Here is an 18,083-nt window from a genome sequence, read left to right as displayed (position 1 = left end):
AAAGATGATGAAAAGAACACTTACATTAGCGCTTTGCGCTACCGCCCTAATAGCTTGTGAAAAAAAAGAATATTGTAGTAACGACCCTAATGCGGCTCCCGATGCCGCTACTTGTTATGCCGTACAAGATTACGGTCGTACTTATAAACATTTCTTCCAGCCCAAAAATGCGTGGGTAGGCGACCCTATGCCGTTCTACGATAACGGTAAGTTCCATATCTTTTACCTATACGACCAACGTCCAGCACCTGCAACCTTCCACCCTTGGTATAGTGCTACCACTACCGATTTGGTAAATTATACTGATAATGGTGAAGCAATCGCTTGTGGTGCTGATGGTTCGCACGAAGATGCCCTCGGTACAGGTTCAGTATTCAAAGATGGGAATACCTATTACGCTTTCTACACAGGGCATAACGGCGATTTAGACCCCAAAGAAATCATCTATTGGGCTACCTCTACCGACTTGAAAACGTGGACAAAGGATACACAACATTCCTTCCGTGCCCCCGACGGCTATGACCGCAATGAGTTTCGCGACCCTATTGTATTTAAAGAAGGAAATGCCTACAAGATGCTCCTCAGCACCCGTGCCGATATAGGAAGCGGTGTGTGGAAAGCTGTTGTAGCTCAATTCACCTCTACCGACCTTAAGAACTGGACGAAAGACCCGAATACTCCTTTCTTTTATACTGACCCTTCTGCCTTTATGGTAGAGTGTCCCGATGTGTTTACACAAGGAAACTACCAATATTTGATATTCTCTAACATCGAAGAAAGCGTACGCCGTGTGCAATACAGATACCGTCGCGTAGGAAGCACAGATTGGATAACCCCTGCACAACAAGATTTAGACGACCGTGTGTTCTATGCCGGAAAAACCGCTACCGACGGCACTCACCGCTATATATGGGGGTGGAATCCGTCACGTATCAACTACGAAGATAACGCCGCCTACCACTGGGGAGGTTCATTGGCAGTGCACGAGCTCACTCAAAACGCCGATGGAACCCTTAACGTGAAAATGCCCACTGCTTTTGATAGCAAGCAAGCCATATCTGCCTCACTTGGCAATATAGCCTTAGACAACAATAACCGTGTGTTCGACCGCCTTGGCACTGGGTTTAACAAGATAGTTGCCAAAATAAAAGCCAATACCGCCACCGAGTTTGGGGTGATGTTTGGTGCTTGTGGTAACCTTTATGAAACCTACCGCGTAACGCTTAATCTCAACAAAGGAGAGTTGCAACTCAACCGCGTGATTAGAGACGGAGGCACTGCTACCATCAATAGCATAAAACTCCCCACGAACGCCAACAAGGAATACACTGTGAAAATAGTGCAAGAAGGCTCAGCAGCAGCAATCTATGTGAACGATGTAGTAGCCCTTTCTATCCGTTGCTACAAGATGAACCAAAACCCTTGGGGAATCTTTGCTAACGGAACAGCCAACTTCCAATTCTAAGAATTGAAGAATTCGCAACGTTTTCTAAAATTCGTTATTAATTTCTTAAGTATTGATTAAGTGGACACTATGTGGTTATTAAGTGGTGCTAAGCAATAGAAAACCCATTGAAAAAAACGCAATATTTTATCTAAAACATTGCGAAAAACGCAAAAAGAATTATTCTTTCATTACTTTATAAATTGTGGTATACATAAACTTTGTCAAAGTCCATAGACTTTGACAAAGTCTATACCCCATAAATTTGTAAAAACCAAATAAAATAACTACATTTGCCACACCAAAAAAATAGAATAAACAAACCCCCATCACCTTTGCAGCTTGCCCCTCTCCTTGGGAGTAGTCTCTGAATACTTGCAAGAGAGTATGTGATGAACGGGGTGAGGATTTAAATAAAAGTATATGAATAACAAACTAATAGCAGGATTAGGAGTCTTAACGCTCACTGCCTGCCAGCAAAACACCGATGACCTCATTATCGAGGACTTCGAATCAGGCACTTATGCCAATTGGGCGGTAGAAGGCGACGCCTTTGGCGCGACTCCCGCCACCGGTAGCTATACCGGTCAGCAGCCCGTAACAGGCTTTGAAGGCAAGCACCTTGCCAATAGCTTCAACAATGGCGACGACTCTCGTGGAGCACTAACCTCCAAAGAGTTCACCATCGAGCGCGATTACATCAACTTCCTCATAGGAGGAGGCACACACCCCGATACCTATATCGAGCTATTAGTCGACGGAAAAAGCGTGCTACAAACGCGTTCCCTCTACGAAACCGAAACCCTACAATGGCTCACTTGGGATGTCAAAGCCTATAAAAACAAGAAAGCTACTATCCGCATTGTCGATAACCAACGCGGCGGTTGGGGGCACATCCTTATAGACCAAATCGAACAAGGCAACAAACAAAAAAGCGTTTTTATGACTGATTACACCCGTACCTTTGAAGCCAAAGACAAGTACCTGCTCATCCCTATCGAAGACCAAGCAGTTGAAAACAAAGTTCAACTCTCGGTAGAAGGTGACCCCGTAGGCGAGCCAATGACCATCCGTATCGCCCAAAACAAAATCGACTACTGGGTGCCTATCGCTATCGAGGCGTACAAAGGCAAGAAAGTAACCCTTACTTTCGCAGTAGCCAAAACTACCGATATGGGCTTAGCCGAAATCAAACAGTCGGCTGAATATAACTTCAACTACAACGAAAAATACCGTCCGCTATACCACTTCACCCCTCAATACGGCTGGATGAACGACCCTAACGGAATGGTATACCTCGACGGAGTGTTTCACCTCTTCTATCAATACAACCCTTACGGAGCGCGCTGGGGCAATATGCACTGGGGTCATACTGTTTCCAAAGACTTGGTGAATTGGGAATACAAGCCTTTTGTATTAGCCCCCGATAAGTTAGGAGCGATTTTCTCAGGCAGTGCTGTGATTGACCACGATAACACAGCCGGCTTTGGCAAAGGCGCTATGGTGGCAATTTTCACTTCAGCAGGCGAACGCCAAACACAATCTATCGCTTATAGTCTCGATGGCGGAAAAACCTTCACCAAATACGAAGGCAACCCCGTACTCACCGATGCCAATATCATCGACTTCCGCGACCCGAAAGTATTTTGGCACGCGCCCTCTAAACAATGGGTGATGAGCCTTGCCACTACCCAAACGATTACCTTCTACGGTTCTAAGAACCTCAAAGAATGGACACGCCTCAGTGAGTTTGGAGAAGGTTTAGGCGGACACGGCGGTGTGTGGGAATGCCCCGATCTCTTCCCGCTTACTTACGAAGGAAAAACCAAATGGGTGCTCTTCGTGAGTATCAACCCAGGTGGGCCTAACGGCGGAAGTGCTACTCAGTACTTCATTGGTAATTTTGATGGCAAAACTTTCACCCCCGATACTATGAACTATCCACTTTGGTTAGACTACGGACGCGATAATTATGCAGGTGTAACGTGGAGTAATGTCCCCGCCACCGATGGTCGTCGCCTCTTCATAGGCTGGATGAGCAACTGGGATTACGCCAATGAAACCCCTACTCAAAATTTCCGTAGCGCGATGACTGTTGCCCGCGCTTTGCGTTTAGTGAATAATGGCGAGCATTTGGTAGTAGCCAGTGAGCCCGTAAAAGAGTTGGAGAGTTTACGTCGTGAAGCGGTACTCTTAGGTGATAAAACACGTACCAACACCTCCGATGCTATAACTTTTGAAAACTTCTTGCCCAATAATCAAGGAGCTTATGAACTCACTTTCACGGTAACCCCTAACGAAACCGATACTTTCTCATTCGCTCTCGAGAATACCAAAGGTGAAACTATCAAATACCTATTTGATGGCGCTAATAAAACTCTATCGGTAGACCGCAGTAAGAGCAGTGTAGCTTTCAATGCCAATTTTGCTGAAACGCCTATCAAAGCCCCAATGGTAGCTAAGAAAAGCTATACCGTACGCTTGTTAGTAGACAAAGCCTCAACCGAGCTCTTTGTGAACAACGGCGAAGTAGTACAAACCAATGCGGTATTCCCTACCGAAGTGTACAATACTCTCCGCTTCAATACCAGCAAAGGTACCCTCACCCTTAAAAATGTAACTGTCTATAAATTGAAATAAATTATGCAACAAAATAATAACTATTTAAAGTATTTATTGCCTGTACTCCTATCATTCTTCTGTATGGGCTTCGTAGACCTTGTAGGCGCAGCCTCTAACTTTGTAAAAGACGATTTTGGCTTGACCGAAACCACCGCCAAAGCGCTCCCTGCAATGGTATTCTTTTGGTTTCTGCTTTTCTCAGTGCCCACAGGCGTACTGATGAGCAAAATAGGTCGTCGTAAAACCGTACTCCTCAGCTTGGTGATTACTATCTTAGCGATGGTAGTGCCCTTTATCAGCTACAATTATACCACTATGCTGGTAGCTTTCTCCTTGCTTGGTATTGGTAACACACTGATGCAAGTATCGCTAAACCCACTAATGTCAGCCATAGTAAAAGGCGACAAACTCGCCAGTTCACTCACTTTTGGTCAGTTTATCAAGGCAATAGCCTCGTTTTCTGCCCCCTTGCTAATGAGTTTCTGCTTTGATAAATTCAATGATTGGCGATTCTTCTTCCTGCTCTTTGTAGCTATCTCGGTAGTAACCCTCTTGTGGCTGGGTGCTACTCATATTGAAGAGGAGAAAAACGACAGCAAGAACGCCACCTTTGCCGAGTGTTTTGCACTGCTTGCTAACCCTTATGTACTCTTGTGTTTCATAGGTATTATGTGCCACGTAGGGATAGACGTAGGAGTCAATGCCTCGGCACCTACAATCTTTATGGAACGTTTAGGGCTTACCACTACCCAAGCCTCTTTTGCCACCAGCTGGTATTTCTTATTTCGTACCATAGGATGTTTGTCAGGAGCTTATATTCTCACCAAAGTATCAGCTAAGAGTTTCTTTACCCTCAGTGTGCTTTGTATGGTAGCTTCAATGGCGATACTGTTCTTTTTCAGTGATAAGACAATGCTCTACACCGCTATTGCTTTGGTAGGTTTTGGCAACTCCAATGTATTCTCAATCATTTTCTCGCAAGCCCTCTTGCAGAACCCTACTAAGAAAAACGAAGTATCAGGCTTGATGATTATGGGGCTCTTTGGTGGTACTATCTTCCCTTTTGCAATGGGCTTAGCCTCCGATGCGATGAGTGGCTCACAGATAGGAGCCCTTATTGTCCTCAGCATAGGAGTATTATATCTGTTGCTAATGAGCACTCGACTCAAAGCAAATGCTAACACTTAGTCGTTAGAGAGCCCTACAAATTGTATAATTCGGATTAGTCAGAAAGGTTTGATGACTGATAGTATTTATTACTATTAGTAGGAAATCTCAAAAAGAATTTATAACTTTGTACGCTGAAAAAGAATTAACAACAACACTCTCGCCTCCTTCCCCCCAAGGGAAGGGCAGAGGATAATATACAATACAATGAAAAATACAGTAGTAGGATTGGGAGAAATCCTTTGGGATGTCTTCCCTGAAAGAAAAGTATTAGGCGGTGCGCCCGCTAATTTCGCTTACCACGTGTCGCAATTTGGCTTCAATGGCTATGCTGTGAGTGCCATTGGAGGCGACCTCCTTGGTAAGGAAATACTAAAAAGTTTAGAAGAAAAAGAACTCAACTACATCATTGAGAAGACTGATTTCCCCACAGGTACCGTAAAAGTACAGTTGGACGGTCGCGGGGTGCCTACCTATGAGATTAGCGAAAATGTAGCGTGGGACAATATTCCATTCTCTTCGCGTATTGAGAACTTAGCAAAGAACACTAATACCGTGTGCTTCGGGTCGTTAGCACAGCGCAGTGAAATATCGCGTGCCACTATCCACAAGTTCTTAGATTTAATGCCTGCCGAGAGTTTAAAAGTATTCGATATCAACTTTCGCTTGAAATATTTCAGCAAAGAGGTAATCGCCGATTCGTTAGACAAGGCAACCGCATTAAAAATCAACGATGAGGAGATTGTGAAAGTAGCTGAAATGTTCAATTTGCAAGGAACTGATGAAGAGGTATGTAAGCGCCTATTGGAGAAATACAATCTCAAATTCCTTATCTTAACACAAGGTACACGAGGTAGTTATGTGTTTACGCCTAATGAGAAATCGTTCTTAGGTACGCCTAAGGTTACCATCGCCGATACGGTAGGAGCTGGCGACTCGTTCACGGCTGCCTTTGTAGCCTCTTACCTCAATGGTCGCAGTATTGCCCAATCGCATCAATTGGCGGTAGAAGTATCGGCTTACGTATGTCAGCAACACGGTGCGATGCCTCGCCTTGCCGATGCTCATTTGGAGTTGTTTAGATAAAATGACTTTTAGGAAGTATCATATACTTTTTTTATATTTCGCTCTCTTTGCTTGCCTTGCTTGCCAAAGGGAGCGAAATCCCCGCTATGTGATAGGGGTGTCGCAGTGCAGTGAAGACCTTTGGCGACAAACGATGAACGAGGAGCTAAAACGCGAAGTAGCCTTTTACCAAGCCAATACTGAGCTACTGATTCGCAGTGTGAAAGACGATACTCCTAAGCAAATTGCCGATATAGAGTGGTTTATAGAGCAAAAGGTAGATGTGCTCGTCGTTTCGCCTAACGAGTCGGAAGCGTGTACACCAGTTATTGAAAAGGCTTACCAGCAGGGTATTCCCGTGATTTTGGTAGATAGGAAAATCGCTACTGAGAGTTATACTGCCTATGTAGGAGCTAACAATTACCAAATAGGCAAAGAAGCGGGACACTATGCGATAGGTATTCTCAAAGGCAAAGGCAATATAGCCGAAGTGCGTGGTACCAAAGGCTCAACTTCCGATGCGGAACGCCATAAAGGCTTTGTAGATGCCCTTAAGAACGCTCCTGAGGTGCGAATAGTAGCCGAGACCTGGGGCAACTTCCTCAAAGCAGATGCCAAAGTGCAAATGCAACAACTTTTTCAGCAACACCCCAATATCGACCTTGTGTTTGCGATGAACGACCCAATGGCAGCGGCTACTCACGAAGCAGCGATGCAATTCAACGGTAAGATACCCTTTATCATAGGGGTAGATGCGCTACAACAAGAAGGAATTAGCAATATAGAGAACAACGTGCAAGACGCGTCGTTTATCTATCCTACGGGAGGTGAAAAGGTTATTGACCTTGCAATGAAAATACTCCATAAACAACCTTTTGAGCGCGAGAATATCCTAAATACCACTGTGGTGGACAAGAGTAACGTGCGTATTTTACAGTTGCAAACAGAGCAAATTGCTCAAAAACAAGCTAAGATAGAGGATATCAATCAGCAGCTGAGTGAGAGCCTTATTCAGCATACTACTCAGCGCACACTCTTCTACATTTCTATTACTGCCATTGTGTTGATTACCATATTTTTGGCAATAGCTATCAGAGCATATCGCACCAAGAGTCGTGCAAATAATCTGTTAGAAAAACAAAATGAAGAAATCAAACGTCAGGCTACCGAATTGCAACAACAAAAAGAACGCTTAGAGGAAATCTCGGCGCAATTAGAAGAGGCGACCCAAGCCAAATTACTCTTCTTTACCAATATTTCTCACGAGTTCAAAACGCCGTTGTCGCTTATCTTAGGACCTGTGCAAACGCTTTTAGCTCACAATTCACTCCCCAAAGAAGAACAAGACTTGTTATTCCTCATCAAAAAGAACAGCAACCGACTTTTGCATCTCATTTCCGAAGTAATTGAGTTCCGCAGTTATGAGAATGGCAAGATGCAAATGTACTTCACTAAGGGCAATCTAAAACGGTTTCTTACTGAACTCAATTCTTTTTTTAGTGACCGTATCAAACAAAAGAAACTCAACTTTCAGTTTCTTGCCGAAGATACTTCTTTTGAAATGGCTTTCGATAAGGAAAAAGTGGAGAAAATCTACTTCAACTTGCTTTCTAATGCACTGAAATTTACACCTCAAGGTGGAAGTATCACCGTGTCGTTAGAAAAAGAAGACCTCCCTCTACCTCCTTCCAAAGGAGAAGTAGCTGTGCTACGTGTGTTCAATAGCGGTTCATATATTCCGAAAGACAAACAAAGTGAGGTGTTTGAGCACTTCTACAAAATAAATCCCGATAGCGAAGGTTCGGGTATAGGTTTGGCATTGGTGCAAGCCTTAGTTGCCTTACACAACGGTACCATCAGCGTAGAGAGTACAGAAGGGGAGGGGACAACCTTCGTCATTCGTCTGCCTTTCACTCAAGAACAAGTATCGGTAAAAGCGGTATACGACAGCAATTACATAGAAACTCATCTCGACTTATTGCCTTCGTTGCCCGCACCTACCGAGAAACTCAAACTACCTACGGCTTCTCCAACGGCTTCGGAGAAACCTACTGTACTGATTGTGGAAGACAACGAGGATATGCGTCAGTTTATTCGATATATCCTCAGTGATGACTATAACCTTATCGAAGCTGAAAACGGTGAAGAAGGCTTTGAAGTAGCTAAAAAATACCTCCCCGATGTAGTAATCAGCGATGTGATGATGCCTAAGACTGATGGCTTCGATTTGTGTCAGTTGATAAAAACTAACGTGGCTACTAATCATATTCCCGTGATTTTGCTCACTGCTTATGCGTTAGACGAGCAAAAGCAAGTAGGTTTTGAGAGTGGTGCCGATGCCTATATTGCGAAACCTTTCAACATAAAATTACTGAAAACACGGGTGCGCAAGCTCATAGAAAACCGTAAGAAGATACGTGAGAGTTTTAGTAATTTCCTCTTGAACGAAACCAAACAAGAGACTTTAGGCAAAGTAGAACAACAATTTATCACCGATTTTACCCAGTATGTTGAAAACTCTATCGCCAACCCCGAATTGAATATAGACGAAATTGCCGATGCCTTAGGTTTGTCGCGCTCTAATCTATACCGCAAAATCAAATCCCTCACCGACTATTCGCCCAACGAACTTATTCGTACCATACGAGTAAAATACGCCAAACAATTGCTCAACAGCAAAGCCAAGAGCATCTCGGAAGTCGCTTATGAAGTAGGCTTCTCCTCACCATCTTATTTTGCTAAATGCTTTAAAGATTTTTACAACGAAAGTCCAACAGAGTACTTGGAACGAATTAGGTAATAACTTTTATATTAAATTCGTCTAATCTAAAAAATATTTTCTTTACAGAAGTTTAAAAGCATTTATAAAAATATTTCCCATATTTTCTTGCACTTTTCATTTCTTATTCCTACCTTTGTGCCGGTTATTACCAAACTTACTAAACAATGTTAAAGTATCTTCTCTTCTTTTTTGGTACTTTAAGTATCTACGCTCAAAAAGAGTACTGTTTTCAGTACGATAGCGCTGGCAACCAGCGCCGTGCGCTCTTGTGTCTCAATGCAACCGATGAAGCTACTGATGAAGAAATTTTTGATGAACTCCCTGATAATCTCAAATCTTCAAATAGCGATAACTCAAAAGTACAGCTATATGGTGTGCCTAACCCCGCTACCGACCAGATAGGAGTCTATTGGCAACACAGCGAAAATGGAACACTCACGCATTTAGCAATCTTCACCCTCAACGGACAGTTAATGCAACAAATTGATAACCTCCCACCTACAGAACCTTACCATATCAATATCTCCACTTGGTCAGCAGGCTATTACTTTATGGTGGCTACATTCTCGGATGGTAGCAAGAAAATCTTTAAAATTGTAAAAAAATAACAATACCTATATTACTGTGAAACGCTTTTTATTCCTCATAACACTTTTTTATTCTCTTAACTTTACAGCTCAAGAGGTTTATCCTTTACAACCTATTGAGCGTACTTCGTTTTATGCTGAACCTTTAGATGAACCTATTGATACCGAATTACCCTCAGGGAGTATTACAGCACGAGAAAGTGGAGCAAATACAATTGGTTTGACTACAGGCGAATTGAGTGTATCGGGTAGTGGTGCAGCAGTCTATACAGTACCTATTGCCGTACCTCAAGGTATTGGAGGTGTAGCACCTACCTTAGCACTTACCTATAATAGCCAAAGTGGTAATGGAATAGCAGGCTATGGCTGGCATCTCGCAGGCTTATCAGTAATAAGTCGCGTAGGTAGTACAATGTACCACAACGGCAAGATTACTGAGGTAAACCTCACTAATACCGACCAGTTTGCCTTAGACGGACAGCGATTGATACTCAAAGAAGGTACCCACGGTGAGAGTGGAGCACTCTACGAAACAGAGACTTTTTCACAACTGCGTATCAAAGCAGTAGGTAGAAGCAAAAATCCAGCTTTTGGACCCGATTACTTCGAGGTGCTCTATCCCGATGGCTCTAAAGCCTATTATGGCAAAGATAACAACAGCCAGTCGCCTATGGAATATGCCATAAGCTACTGGGAGAATGCGCAAGGAGTGAGCATACGATATTTTTATACTATAGAAAATAATCACCTTCGCATTGAACATATTGAATATGGCTACAATACAAAAATTGAGTTTAAATATGATAATCGTACACGTCCTGAAGTTGCCTACATAGGAGGTATGGAATTTACAAATGGGAAAATACTATCACAGATTAATGTAATAGATAATAATCTTCCTTATAGAAACTATAAACTTAGTTATAATACTAATAGTTTGGAGTATAACCGATTAACTTCAATACAAGAAAAAGTAGGAGAAGAAGAATACTCCCCCATAGAGTTTAAATATTGGGATACAAAAGGCTCTGATCCTAACAAGAAAATCTTAAATCGTATTTCTACCATAGAAACTTCTTTTGGAAAAGTAAATGCTCTAAATACAGCTACTATTCCTATAGATCTCAATGCAGATAACTTCACTGATTTTATTTTATATCCTACTATAAAAGAAAAAAATAGAAAAGAACTTATTTTCTTTGATAACTTTAGTCAAGATACTATAAGTACTATAGCACAAACGACTACAGTTCCTAAATTTGATAATATTTTTCCAGTAAAAATGCTTACCAAAGATGGACATTTGTATAAAGCACAAGGGTTTGTAATGGCCACTCAAGATTTTAAAAAAATTATCCTAAAAGTTTGTAAACGAGGAGCTAATTCTATTATTGTTGAAGATACTAAAGAGTGGAATTTGCCTACTTATTGGGATGAAAGAGCTTATTATCAAGGAATATTAGACAATAGAGAGGCTTCATTACCTAATCCTCCTGAAAAACAATACAGAGAAAATCCGAACTATCAATTACTCTCAGGAGATTTTGATGGTGATGGTCTTACTGAATTGTTAGGAGTTGAGTTTGCTTTTGCTTATGAGAAATGCCATATAATGAAACGTGAATGTTTATGCGAATTACAGGAAAAAGGGAAAGGTATTTATCTCATAGATTTAGATAGGCGTAAAGAGAAAAACTACATTTATGGTATTGGTTATATAGGAGATCTTTTGAGAACTGATTTACTTTGGACGATGGATGTGAACGGCAATGGTAAAACAGACCTTGTACGTGTTACCAAAGGAGCTATTTACATTTATGAAATGAATGATAATAAAGAATTGAAACTTATCAACGAACATCGTAGCTCCAATATTTATATAGATGAGATACATCCTATAGCAGGAGACTTCAACGGGGATGGTAAAATAGATTTTTTACTTCCTACCGAAAATAAAAGTAATAAGTTTGAAGTATTGCTTAATGCTGGTATTCGTTTTTTATCTATTGACCAACATTTTACATTTAACTTTAAAAAACAAAATGAAGAAATGATTCCTATTAGGGGAAAATTTCCGATTCTCTATCAGAAAGTTATCAATAATTATAGTTTTATTCCTATAGATTTCAACAATGATGGAAAAACAGATATTGTACAATTTCACTCTGTAATAGCGAAAAATAAATACGATATTACCAATGGTGTAGAGAATAGTCGTAAGATAGTAGTATTTACTAATATCCAAAAAGGTAGGGAGATAACCTTTAGTGAAGGCGAGGTGAAAATTTTAGAAGAAGGAAATACCCCTCATATTATATTTTCATCTCCTGATGAGCGGGATAGAGTAACTGATATTTCTCTATTTTCAGGAGATAAAATACAAACACTTTCTTTACGAGAAAACAATAGGGAAGATGTATTGGTTAGAAATGTAATCAATGGTGGTGTTAGGCAGACTATTGCTTATAAAAATATGGCAACTTTGCTGAACTTAGATAGAGAAAAGGGAACTTACTATTGGGTTTCTACTTATCCTGATGAGTTATATCCATACACTACACTTCCTAATATGCAATCTGTGCGGCTGGTTTCTCAGTTAGAACGTGAAGGCATAGGAGTACCTAAGGCAATCCAGCGTTATGTTTATTACAATGCTATCACTCATACACAAGGATTAGGTTTTCTTGGATTTAAAGCGATAGGAAAAACCAATTGGTTTCAACTTAATAAGGAGTATGACCAAGTACTTTTTTCTTTTAAAGAAATGAACCCTCTACTTAGAGGAGCTTTAATCAATGAGTATATTGTAGATAAACAATGGTTTCTACCTACCTATATCATTCGTAATATACCTTTCAAAAAAACCACCTACCAATACACCCATACCCTCAGTCCTAATAAAGTCTTTAAACTTCAGCTTACTCAACAAACCTCCGAAGACAAACTTTCAGGACTGACGACTACCAATAATTTCACTTATGATACCGATGGGAACCTTACCGAACAACGTACCCAAACCGACGGTTATAGCCAAAGTACGCGCATAAGTTATTTGCCTAAAAGCGAAGCTCCATATTTTATAGGCTTACCTCAGCAGAAAGAGACCACCACCACTTTGGCAGGCGATAGTTTTAGCACTGCCGAAACTTTTGCTTACGACAAAGGCTTACTCACTACCCATAAAACCCAAGGCAATGGTACAGGGTGGCGCACTACTTCTTATGATTATGATGAGTATGGCAACGTAACCGAGCAAACCGCCACTGCTGAAAACGGTGAGCAACGCACCGAACGCTATACCTATGACCCTACCCATCGATTGGTTACCTCCCATACCGACCACGAAGGACAAGTAACTAAGTTCGCTTATAACAACAAAGGTTTCTTAGAACGCGAAACCTCTCCATTAGGGCAAACTACTCTTTATGCCTATGACCTTTGGGGCAGACCTATCCAAACAACAGATTTCTTAGGTAAGAAAACTACAACACATTATGAATTTAACGGAAGTATTTTTAAAACCATTACCGAAAACGAAGAAGGTACTTATAGTGCAGAGAGTTATAACACTTTAGGTTGGTTGTTAGAAAAAGAAAGCAACGATGCTTTCAACAACCATTATGTAGTTAGCTACGAGTACAACGGCATAGGGCAACAAGTAGCTGTAAGTACACCTCACCTTGCAGGAGGTGCTTCTCAAAAGGTGAAGAGGACAGAATACGATGTGTATGGGCGACCTACCACTATTACGAGTCCCGAAGGCAAAGTAACTCACTTCACTTACGACAAGCTCAAAACCACTGCCGATGACGGTCAGCAACAAATTGTAAGCACTCGCGATGCCCAAGGTAACATCGTAGAACACCAAGATACAGGTGGTACTGTGCGCTATACCTACTTTGCCAATGGTAGCTTAAAAACAGCCGACTATGGAGGAGCCATACAAAAGATAACCCAAGACGGCTGGGGTCGCAAAACGAGCCTCACCGACCCTTCAGCAGGGCGCTACACCTATCAATACGATGCTTGGGGCAACCTCACTGAAGAAACTACCCCTAAAGGAAAAACTACCTTCAACTATGCACAAGGTACCGATCGCCTGAGTGAAAAACATATCACAGGCGATTATACCGATATGCGCATACGCTACACCTATAACGCCGACAAACTGCTCACCCAAATAGACAACCAAAACAAAGACGGCAATAACGACAGTTACCGATATGAGTATAACGGATTCAAACAATTGGTTCAAACTACCGAAACCAACCCGCAAGCAGTATTCACTAAAAACTATACTTATGATGCCTTTGGACGTGTGCAACAAGAAACCACTACCGCCCAAACTGCAGGCAAACGCGCGAGTGCTGTGGTGCAATACCGCTACCAAAATGGCGAACTTGTGGAGATGAAGGACGATAAGGGGATAACTCTTTGGAAACTGACTGCAAGTAATGAATACGGACAGCCATTGAGCCTCTACAAAGGCAAAACCAAAGAACTTTTAGACTACAACAGTCATTTCCCTAAAACACAAACCGTACAAAGGGAAGATACCCCACTAAACGTATTGCAATACGATTTCAACCCACAACGAGGACTACTCAATCATCGTACTTATAGTTTTTTTAACCAAAAAGAAGAATTTGCGTATGATACCACCGACCGCCTCACTCGTTGGGGTAATGCCACCCACCAATACGACGAACGCGGAAGGATCACAGAGAATAGTGCGATGGGTACCTACGAATACGCCCAACACAGCTACCAACAACAAAAACTCACCACCAATGAAGCAGGTGAGACGTATTTAGAAAAATACCCACTACCCACTGTAAAGTATAACGCTTTTAAAGCTCCGGAGCAGATATACGTAAAGGACAAAGAGCGAATAAGCTATGAATATAACGCCTTTGGCGAACGTTCACATTGCTATTACGGTAATGCCGAAGTAGAAAAAGCCAAACGCCCACTGCTAAAACACTACAGCCACGACGGTAGTACAGAAATCGTATGTAACAAGACTGATAACAGCACCAAGTTTATACTTTACTTAGGCGGTGATGCCTATAGTGCCCCTGCAATACACATCTCAAACGATGAAGCTTCAAAACTCTATTACTTACATAGAGATTATTTAGGCTCTATAGTAATGCTCACCGATGAGAACGGCAACATCGCTGAAAGACGCCATTTTGACCCTTGGGGACAACCCATAAAAGTAGAAGACGGCGCAGGCAATACCTTAGACAAACTTACCCTATTAGACCGTGGTTTTACAGGACACGAACACCTGCAAACGGTAGGCTTGATACATATGAACGGGCGGTTATACGACCCAGCGCTACACCGCTTCTTACAACCCGATAACTTTGTACAAGACCCTTTTAACACCCAAAACTTTAATAGATATGGCTATTGTTTGAATAATCCACTGGTGTATGTAGATGAGAATGGAGAATTTATTATAACAGCTATTATAGTAGGTGCTATAGTAGGCGCTGTAGTAGGTGCTTATATAGGAGGTTCTCAAGCCAATGGTACATACAATCCTTTTAGGTGGGATTATAGTAGCGGAAATACTTGGCTTGGTATAGGTGGAGGAGCTCTGATAGGCGGAGTCTCAGGAGCAGCTGCTACTTATGTAGGAGGATTAGCGGCAACAGGATTAGCTACTTATGGAATTACTGGTGGAATAGTAGGAGGAGCAGCTGTAGGAGCAGCTAGTGGAATAGTAGGAGGAGCAATAAGTGGTGGTTTTATGTCTTTATTACCTGGAGGAAATGGTAAGTTTTGGAGTAGTGCTGGTTGGGGAGCTTTGTCTGGTTTTGTAGGAGGAGCTATATTAGGAGGAGCTACGGGAGCTCTTACCACCCCTAAAGGGCATAATATTTGGACAGGACGAGAAATTCCTCAACCTGTTCAAACTTTAGAAACAACACCAATGGGTGTTCATTTAGATGTAGAAAATAACATAACAGGTAATTTAGAACTAAAAGCTCCAACTTCAGTATCTTTAGAAATACAACAACCTAAGTTAATTCCTATAAGACCTCTTGATGAAAATCTTAAACTTTTAACTCCTGGACTTAAATTAGCTGATAATAAATTGGCTCAACACGCTTATCAATGGGGAATTGGAGAGAAAGGGATAGCCTTAACAAAGACTCAATTAGGTGCAATGAGAAAAATAGCTAATTATATTTATAAAAATGCAAGTACAATACGTCAGGGAACTTGGGGTAATCCTGATTCTGGAGGTTTTTATAATGCATTATTTTATTCTAATGGACGACATGTTATTGTTACAAGGTCAGATGGGACAATGATCACAATATTAAAAAATGCTACTGGTAATAAACATTTTAATAACGCTACAACTATATGGCAACGATAGAACAAATAAAAGACTATAAAATATGCAATATAATAGAAGTAACTTTAGAAGGAATACTTTTAGAATTGCATTTAAACCTCAAACACTTGGACAGTGAAAAATCTATTAGTATCTTGGCTTCTGATGTGGGAGAAACATTGCTTTTTTCAATAGGGAATTATTGGAAAGATAAGAACAATATTAAATATGAAGCATATACTATACAAAGAATAGGTAGTGATTCCTCTTTATCAAAATTAATAGGAGATAAAATTACAAATATTGAGTTTGGCATAGGAAAAACTCTTTATACAGAAGAGCAAGTAATCTATTACATTATGTTGCAAACAAACGATAGTAAATGTCTATTCTTTAATAATGGTGATGAATGCGCCTATTCATTAGATAAAATAAATAAAATTTTAGCCGATGATATCTATGGTTACAAATGGGAAGAGATTCCTCCTTATTTAATTTAAAAGAGAATTTTTACTATGGTTTTTATTTGAACTGAAAAGAATGTGGTAGCTATGAGATGTACGCTTTCAGCACAAGGAGATATTATTCACGTAAAATCAAAATTATGATGACAGACAGGAAACAGTTACTTTTAGACTTAATTCTTTTAAGAGGTAAGCCCCAAGATATAAAAAAAAGAACTTTCTAAATATTCTTGGGATAGTGTGTCTTCTATTGTCAAAATAGATACCCCAGCTGGCGCGAGCTTGTAGCTCGTGCCTACTATAAATAGAGCTTGTAGCTCATACGATTACGATCCCCGATGGGGTAATGCCATCCACCAATACGACGAACGCGGTCGCATTACCGAAAACAGTGCCATAGGTACCTACGAATACACACGTAATGGCTACCAACAACAAAAGCTCACTACCAACGAATCAGGCGAGACATATTTAGAAAAACACCCACTACCCACTGTAAGGTACAACGCTTTCAAAGCTCCTGAACAGATATATGTAAAGGATAAAGAGCGAATAAGCTATGAATATAACGCTTTTGGCGAACGTTCACACTGTTATTACGGTAATGCTGAAGTAGAGAAAGCCAAACGCCCAATGCATAAACACTACAGCCACGACGGTAGTGTAGAAATCGTATGTAACAAAACCGATAACAGCACCAAGTTTATACTTTACTTAGGCGGTGATGCCTATAGTGCCCCTGCTATACTCATTTCGGATGGTGAAGTGCAAAAGCTCTATTACTTACATAGAGATTACTTAGGTTCTATAGTAATGCTCACCGATGAGAACGGCAATATAGCCGAGCGTAGACACTTTGACCCTTGGGGACAACCCATAAAAGTAGAAGATGGAGCGGGAAAAGTGTTACAAGGTTTAACTTTATTAGATAGAGGTTTTACGGGACACGAACACCTGCAAACCGTAGGGCTTATCAATATGAATGCTCGTTTGTACGACCCTGTTTTACATCGTTTCTTACAACCCGATAACTTTGTACAAGACCCTTTTAATACTCAGAATTTTAATAGGTATGGCTATTGTTTGAATAACCCACTGGTATATGTAGACCAAAATGGAGAGTTTTGGCATTTAATCATAGGTGCTGTTATTGGTGGAATTATTAATTGGACTACACACGGAGCTAAGTTTTCAGCCCAAGGATTAGGATATTTTGGTGTTGGAGCACTCGCAGGAGCATTAAGTGCAGGTGTAATGGGTGGTACATCATCTGCATTAGCTGGTGGTGCTTTTAGTGCAGGATTTTTGGGATCCTCTTCTGCGGCTGCTGTATCCTCAAGTTTCTTTTCAGGTGCAGTTATAGGAGCTGCTTCTGGTCTCACAGGGGGAATAACCTCTGGAATAGGTAATAGTTTAGTCTCAGGTCAAAATATTGGACAAGCACTAAAAAATGGAATTAACGATGGATTAACAGGGGCTGCTTTCGGAGCTATAACAGGTGGTATAGCTGGTGGTATTGATGCTGTAATTGATGGAAGAAACTTTTGGAGAGGAGATAGAAAAATACTTGATGTAGGTTTGCCTATCCCCCAAGTAA

General features: G+C 41.1%; 9 protein-coding genes. All 9 read left to right on the top strand.

All coding sequences use genetic code 11. From position 1 onward, the window contains the following. The first annotated feature begins 7 nt into the window (after positions 1-7). A complete protein-coding gene (locus tag JMN12_RS09570; protein WP_198005894.1) occupies positions 8-1,465 on the top strand; it encodes a glycoside hydrolase family 32 protein in 1,458 nt (485 codons plus the stop codon). 402 nt (positions 1,466-1,867) lie between these two features. Then, a complete protein-coding gene (locus JMN12_RS09565; protein WP_203138842.1) occupies positions 1,868-4,084 on the top strand; it encodes a GH32 C-terminal domain-containing protein in 2,217 nt (738 codons plus the stop codon). Positions 4,085-4,087: 3 nt separating this feature from the next. Beyond that, positions 4,088-5,254: an MFS transporter gene (locus tag JMN12_RS09560; protein ID WP_203138837.1), complete on the top strand. Its 1,167-nt coding sequence runs from the start codon at positions 4,088-4,090 to the stop codon at positions 5,252-5,254. A 186-nt stretch (positions 5,255-5,440) separates the two neighbouring features. Further along, on the top strand, positions 5,441-6,319 hold the full coding sequence (locus JMN12_RS09555) for a carbohydrate kinase family protein (protein WP_203138835.1): 879 nt from the start codon (positions 5,441-5,443) through the stop codon (positions 6,317-6,319). Then, positions 6,294-9,098 carry an ABC transporter substrate binding protein gene (locus tag JMN12_RS09550; RefSeq protein ID WP_203138833.1) on the top strand — a complete coding sequence of 935 codons (2,805 nt, stop codon included), beginning with the start codon at positions 6,294-6,296 and terminating at the stop codon, positions 9,096-9,098. Before JMN12_RS09555 ends, JMN12_RS09550 begins: the two co-directional genes overlap by 26 nt. A 146-nt stretch (positions 9,099-9,244) precedes the next feature. Next, complete coding sequence (locus JMN12_RS09545) at positions 9,245-9,688, top strand: T9SS type A sorting domain-containing protein (RefSeq protein ID WP_088593907.1); 444 nt, start codon at positions 9,245-9,247, stop codon at positions 9,686-9,688. Between the two features lie 16 nt (positions 9,689-9,704). Continuing rightward, positions 9,705-16,064 carry an RHS repeat-associated core domain-containing protein gene (locus tag JMN12_RS09540; protein WP_317193628.1) on the top strand — a complete coding sequence of 2,120 codons (6,360 nt, stop codon included), beginning with the start codon at positions 9,705-9,707 and terminating at the stop codon, positions 16,062-16,064. Continuing rightward, positions 16,052-16,522 carry a hypothetical protein gene (locus JMN12_RS09535; protein ID WP_203138831.1) on the top strand — a complete coding sequence of 157 codons (471 nt, stop codon included), beginning with the start codon at positions 16,052-16,054 and terminating at the stop codon, positions 16,520-16,522. The genes JMN12_RS09540 and JMN12_RS09535 overlap by 13 nt, the downstream gene beginning before the upstream one ends. A gap of 255 nt (positions 16,523-16,777) precedes the next feature. Next, a partial coding sequence (locus JMN12_RS15280) for an RHS repeat-associated core domain-containing protein (protein WP_317193627.1) occupies positions 16,778-18,083 on the top strand: 1,306 nt, incomplete at its 3' end.

Source organism: Capnocytophaga genosp. AHN8471 (assembly GCF_016806945.1).
GTDB lineage: Bacteria > Bacteroidota > Bacteroidia > Flavobacteriales > Flavobacteriaceae > Capnocytophaga > Capnocytophaga periodontitidis.
The sequence above is the reverse complement of the archived record's forward strand: the minus strand, read 5'-3'. Positions and strand labels throughout refer to the sequence as shown.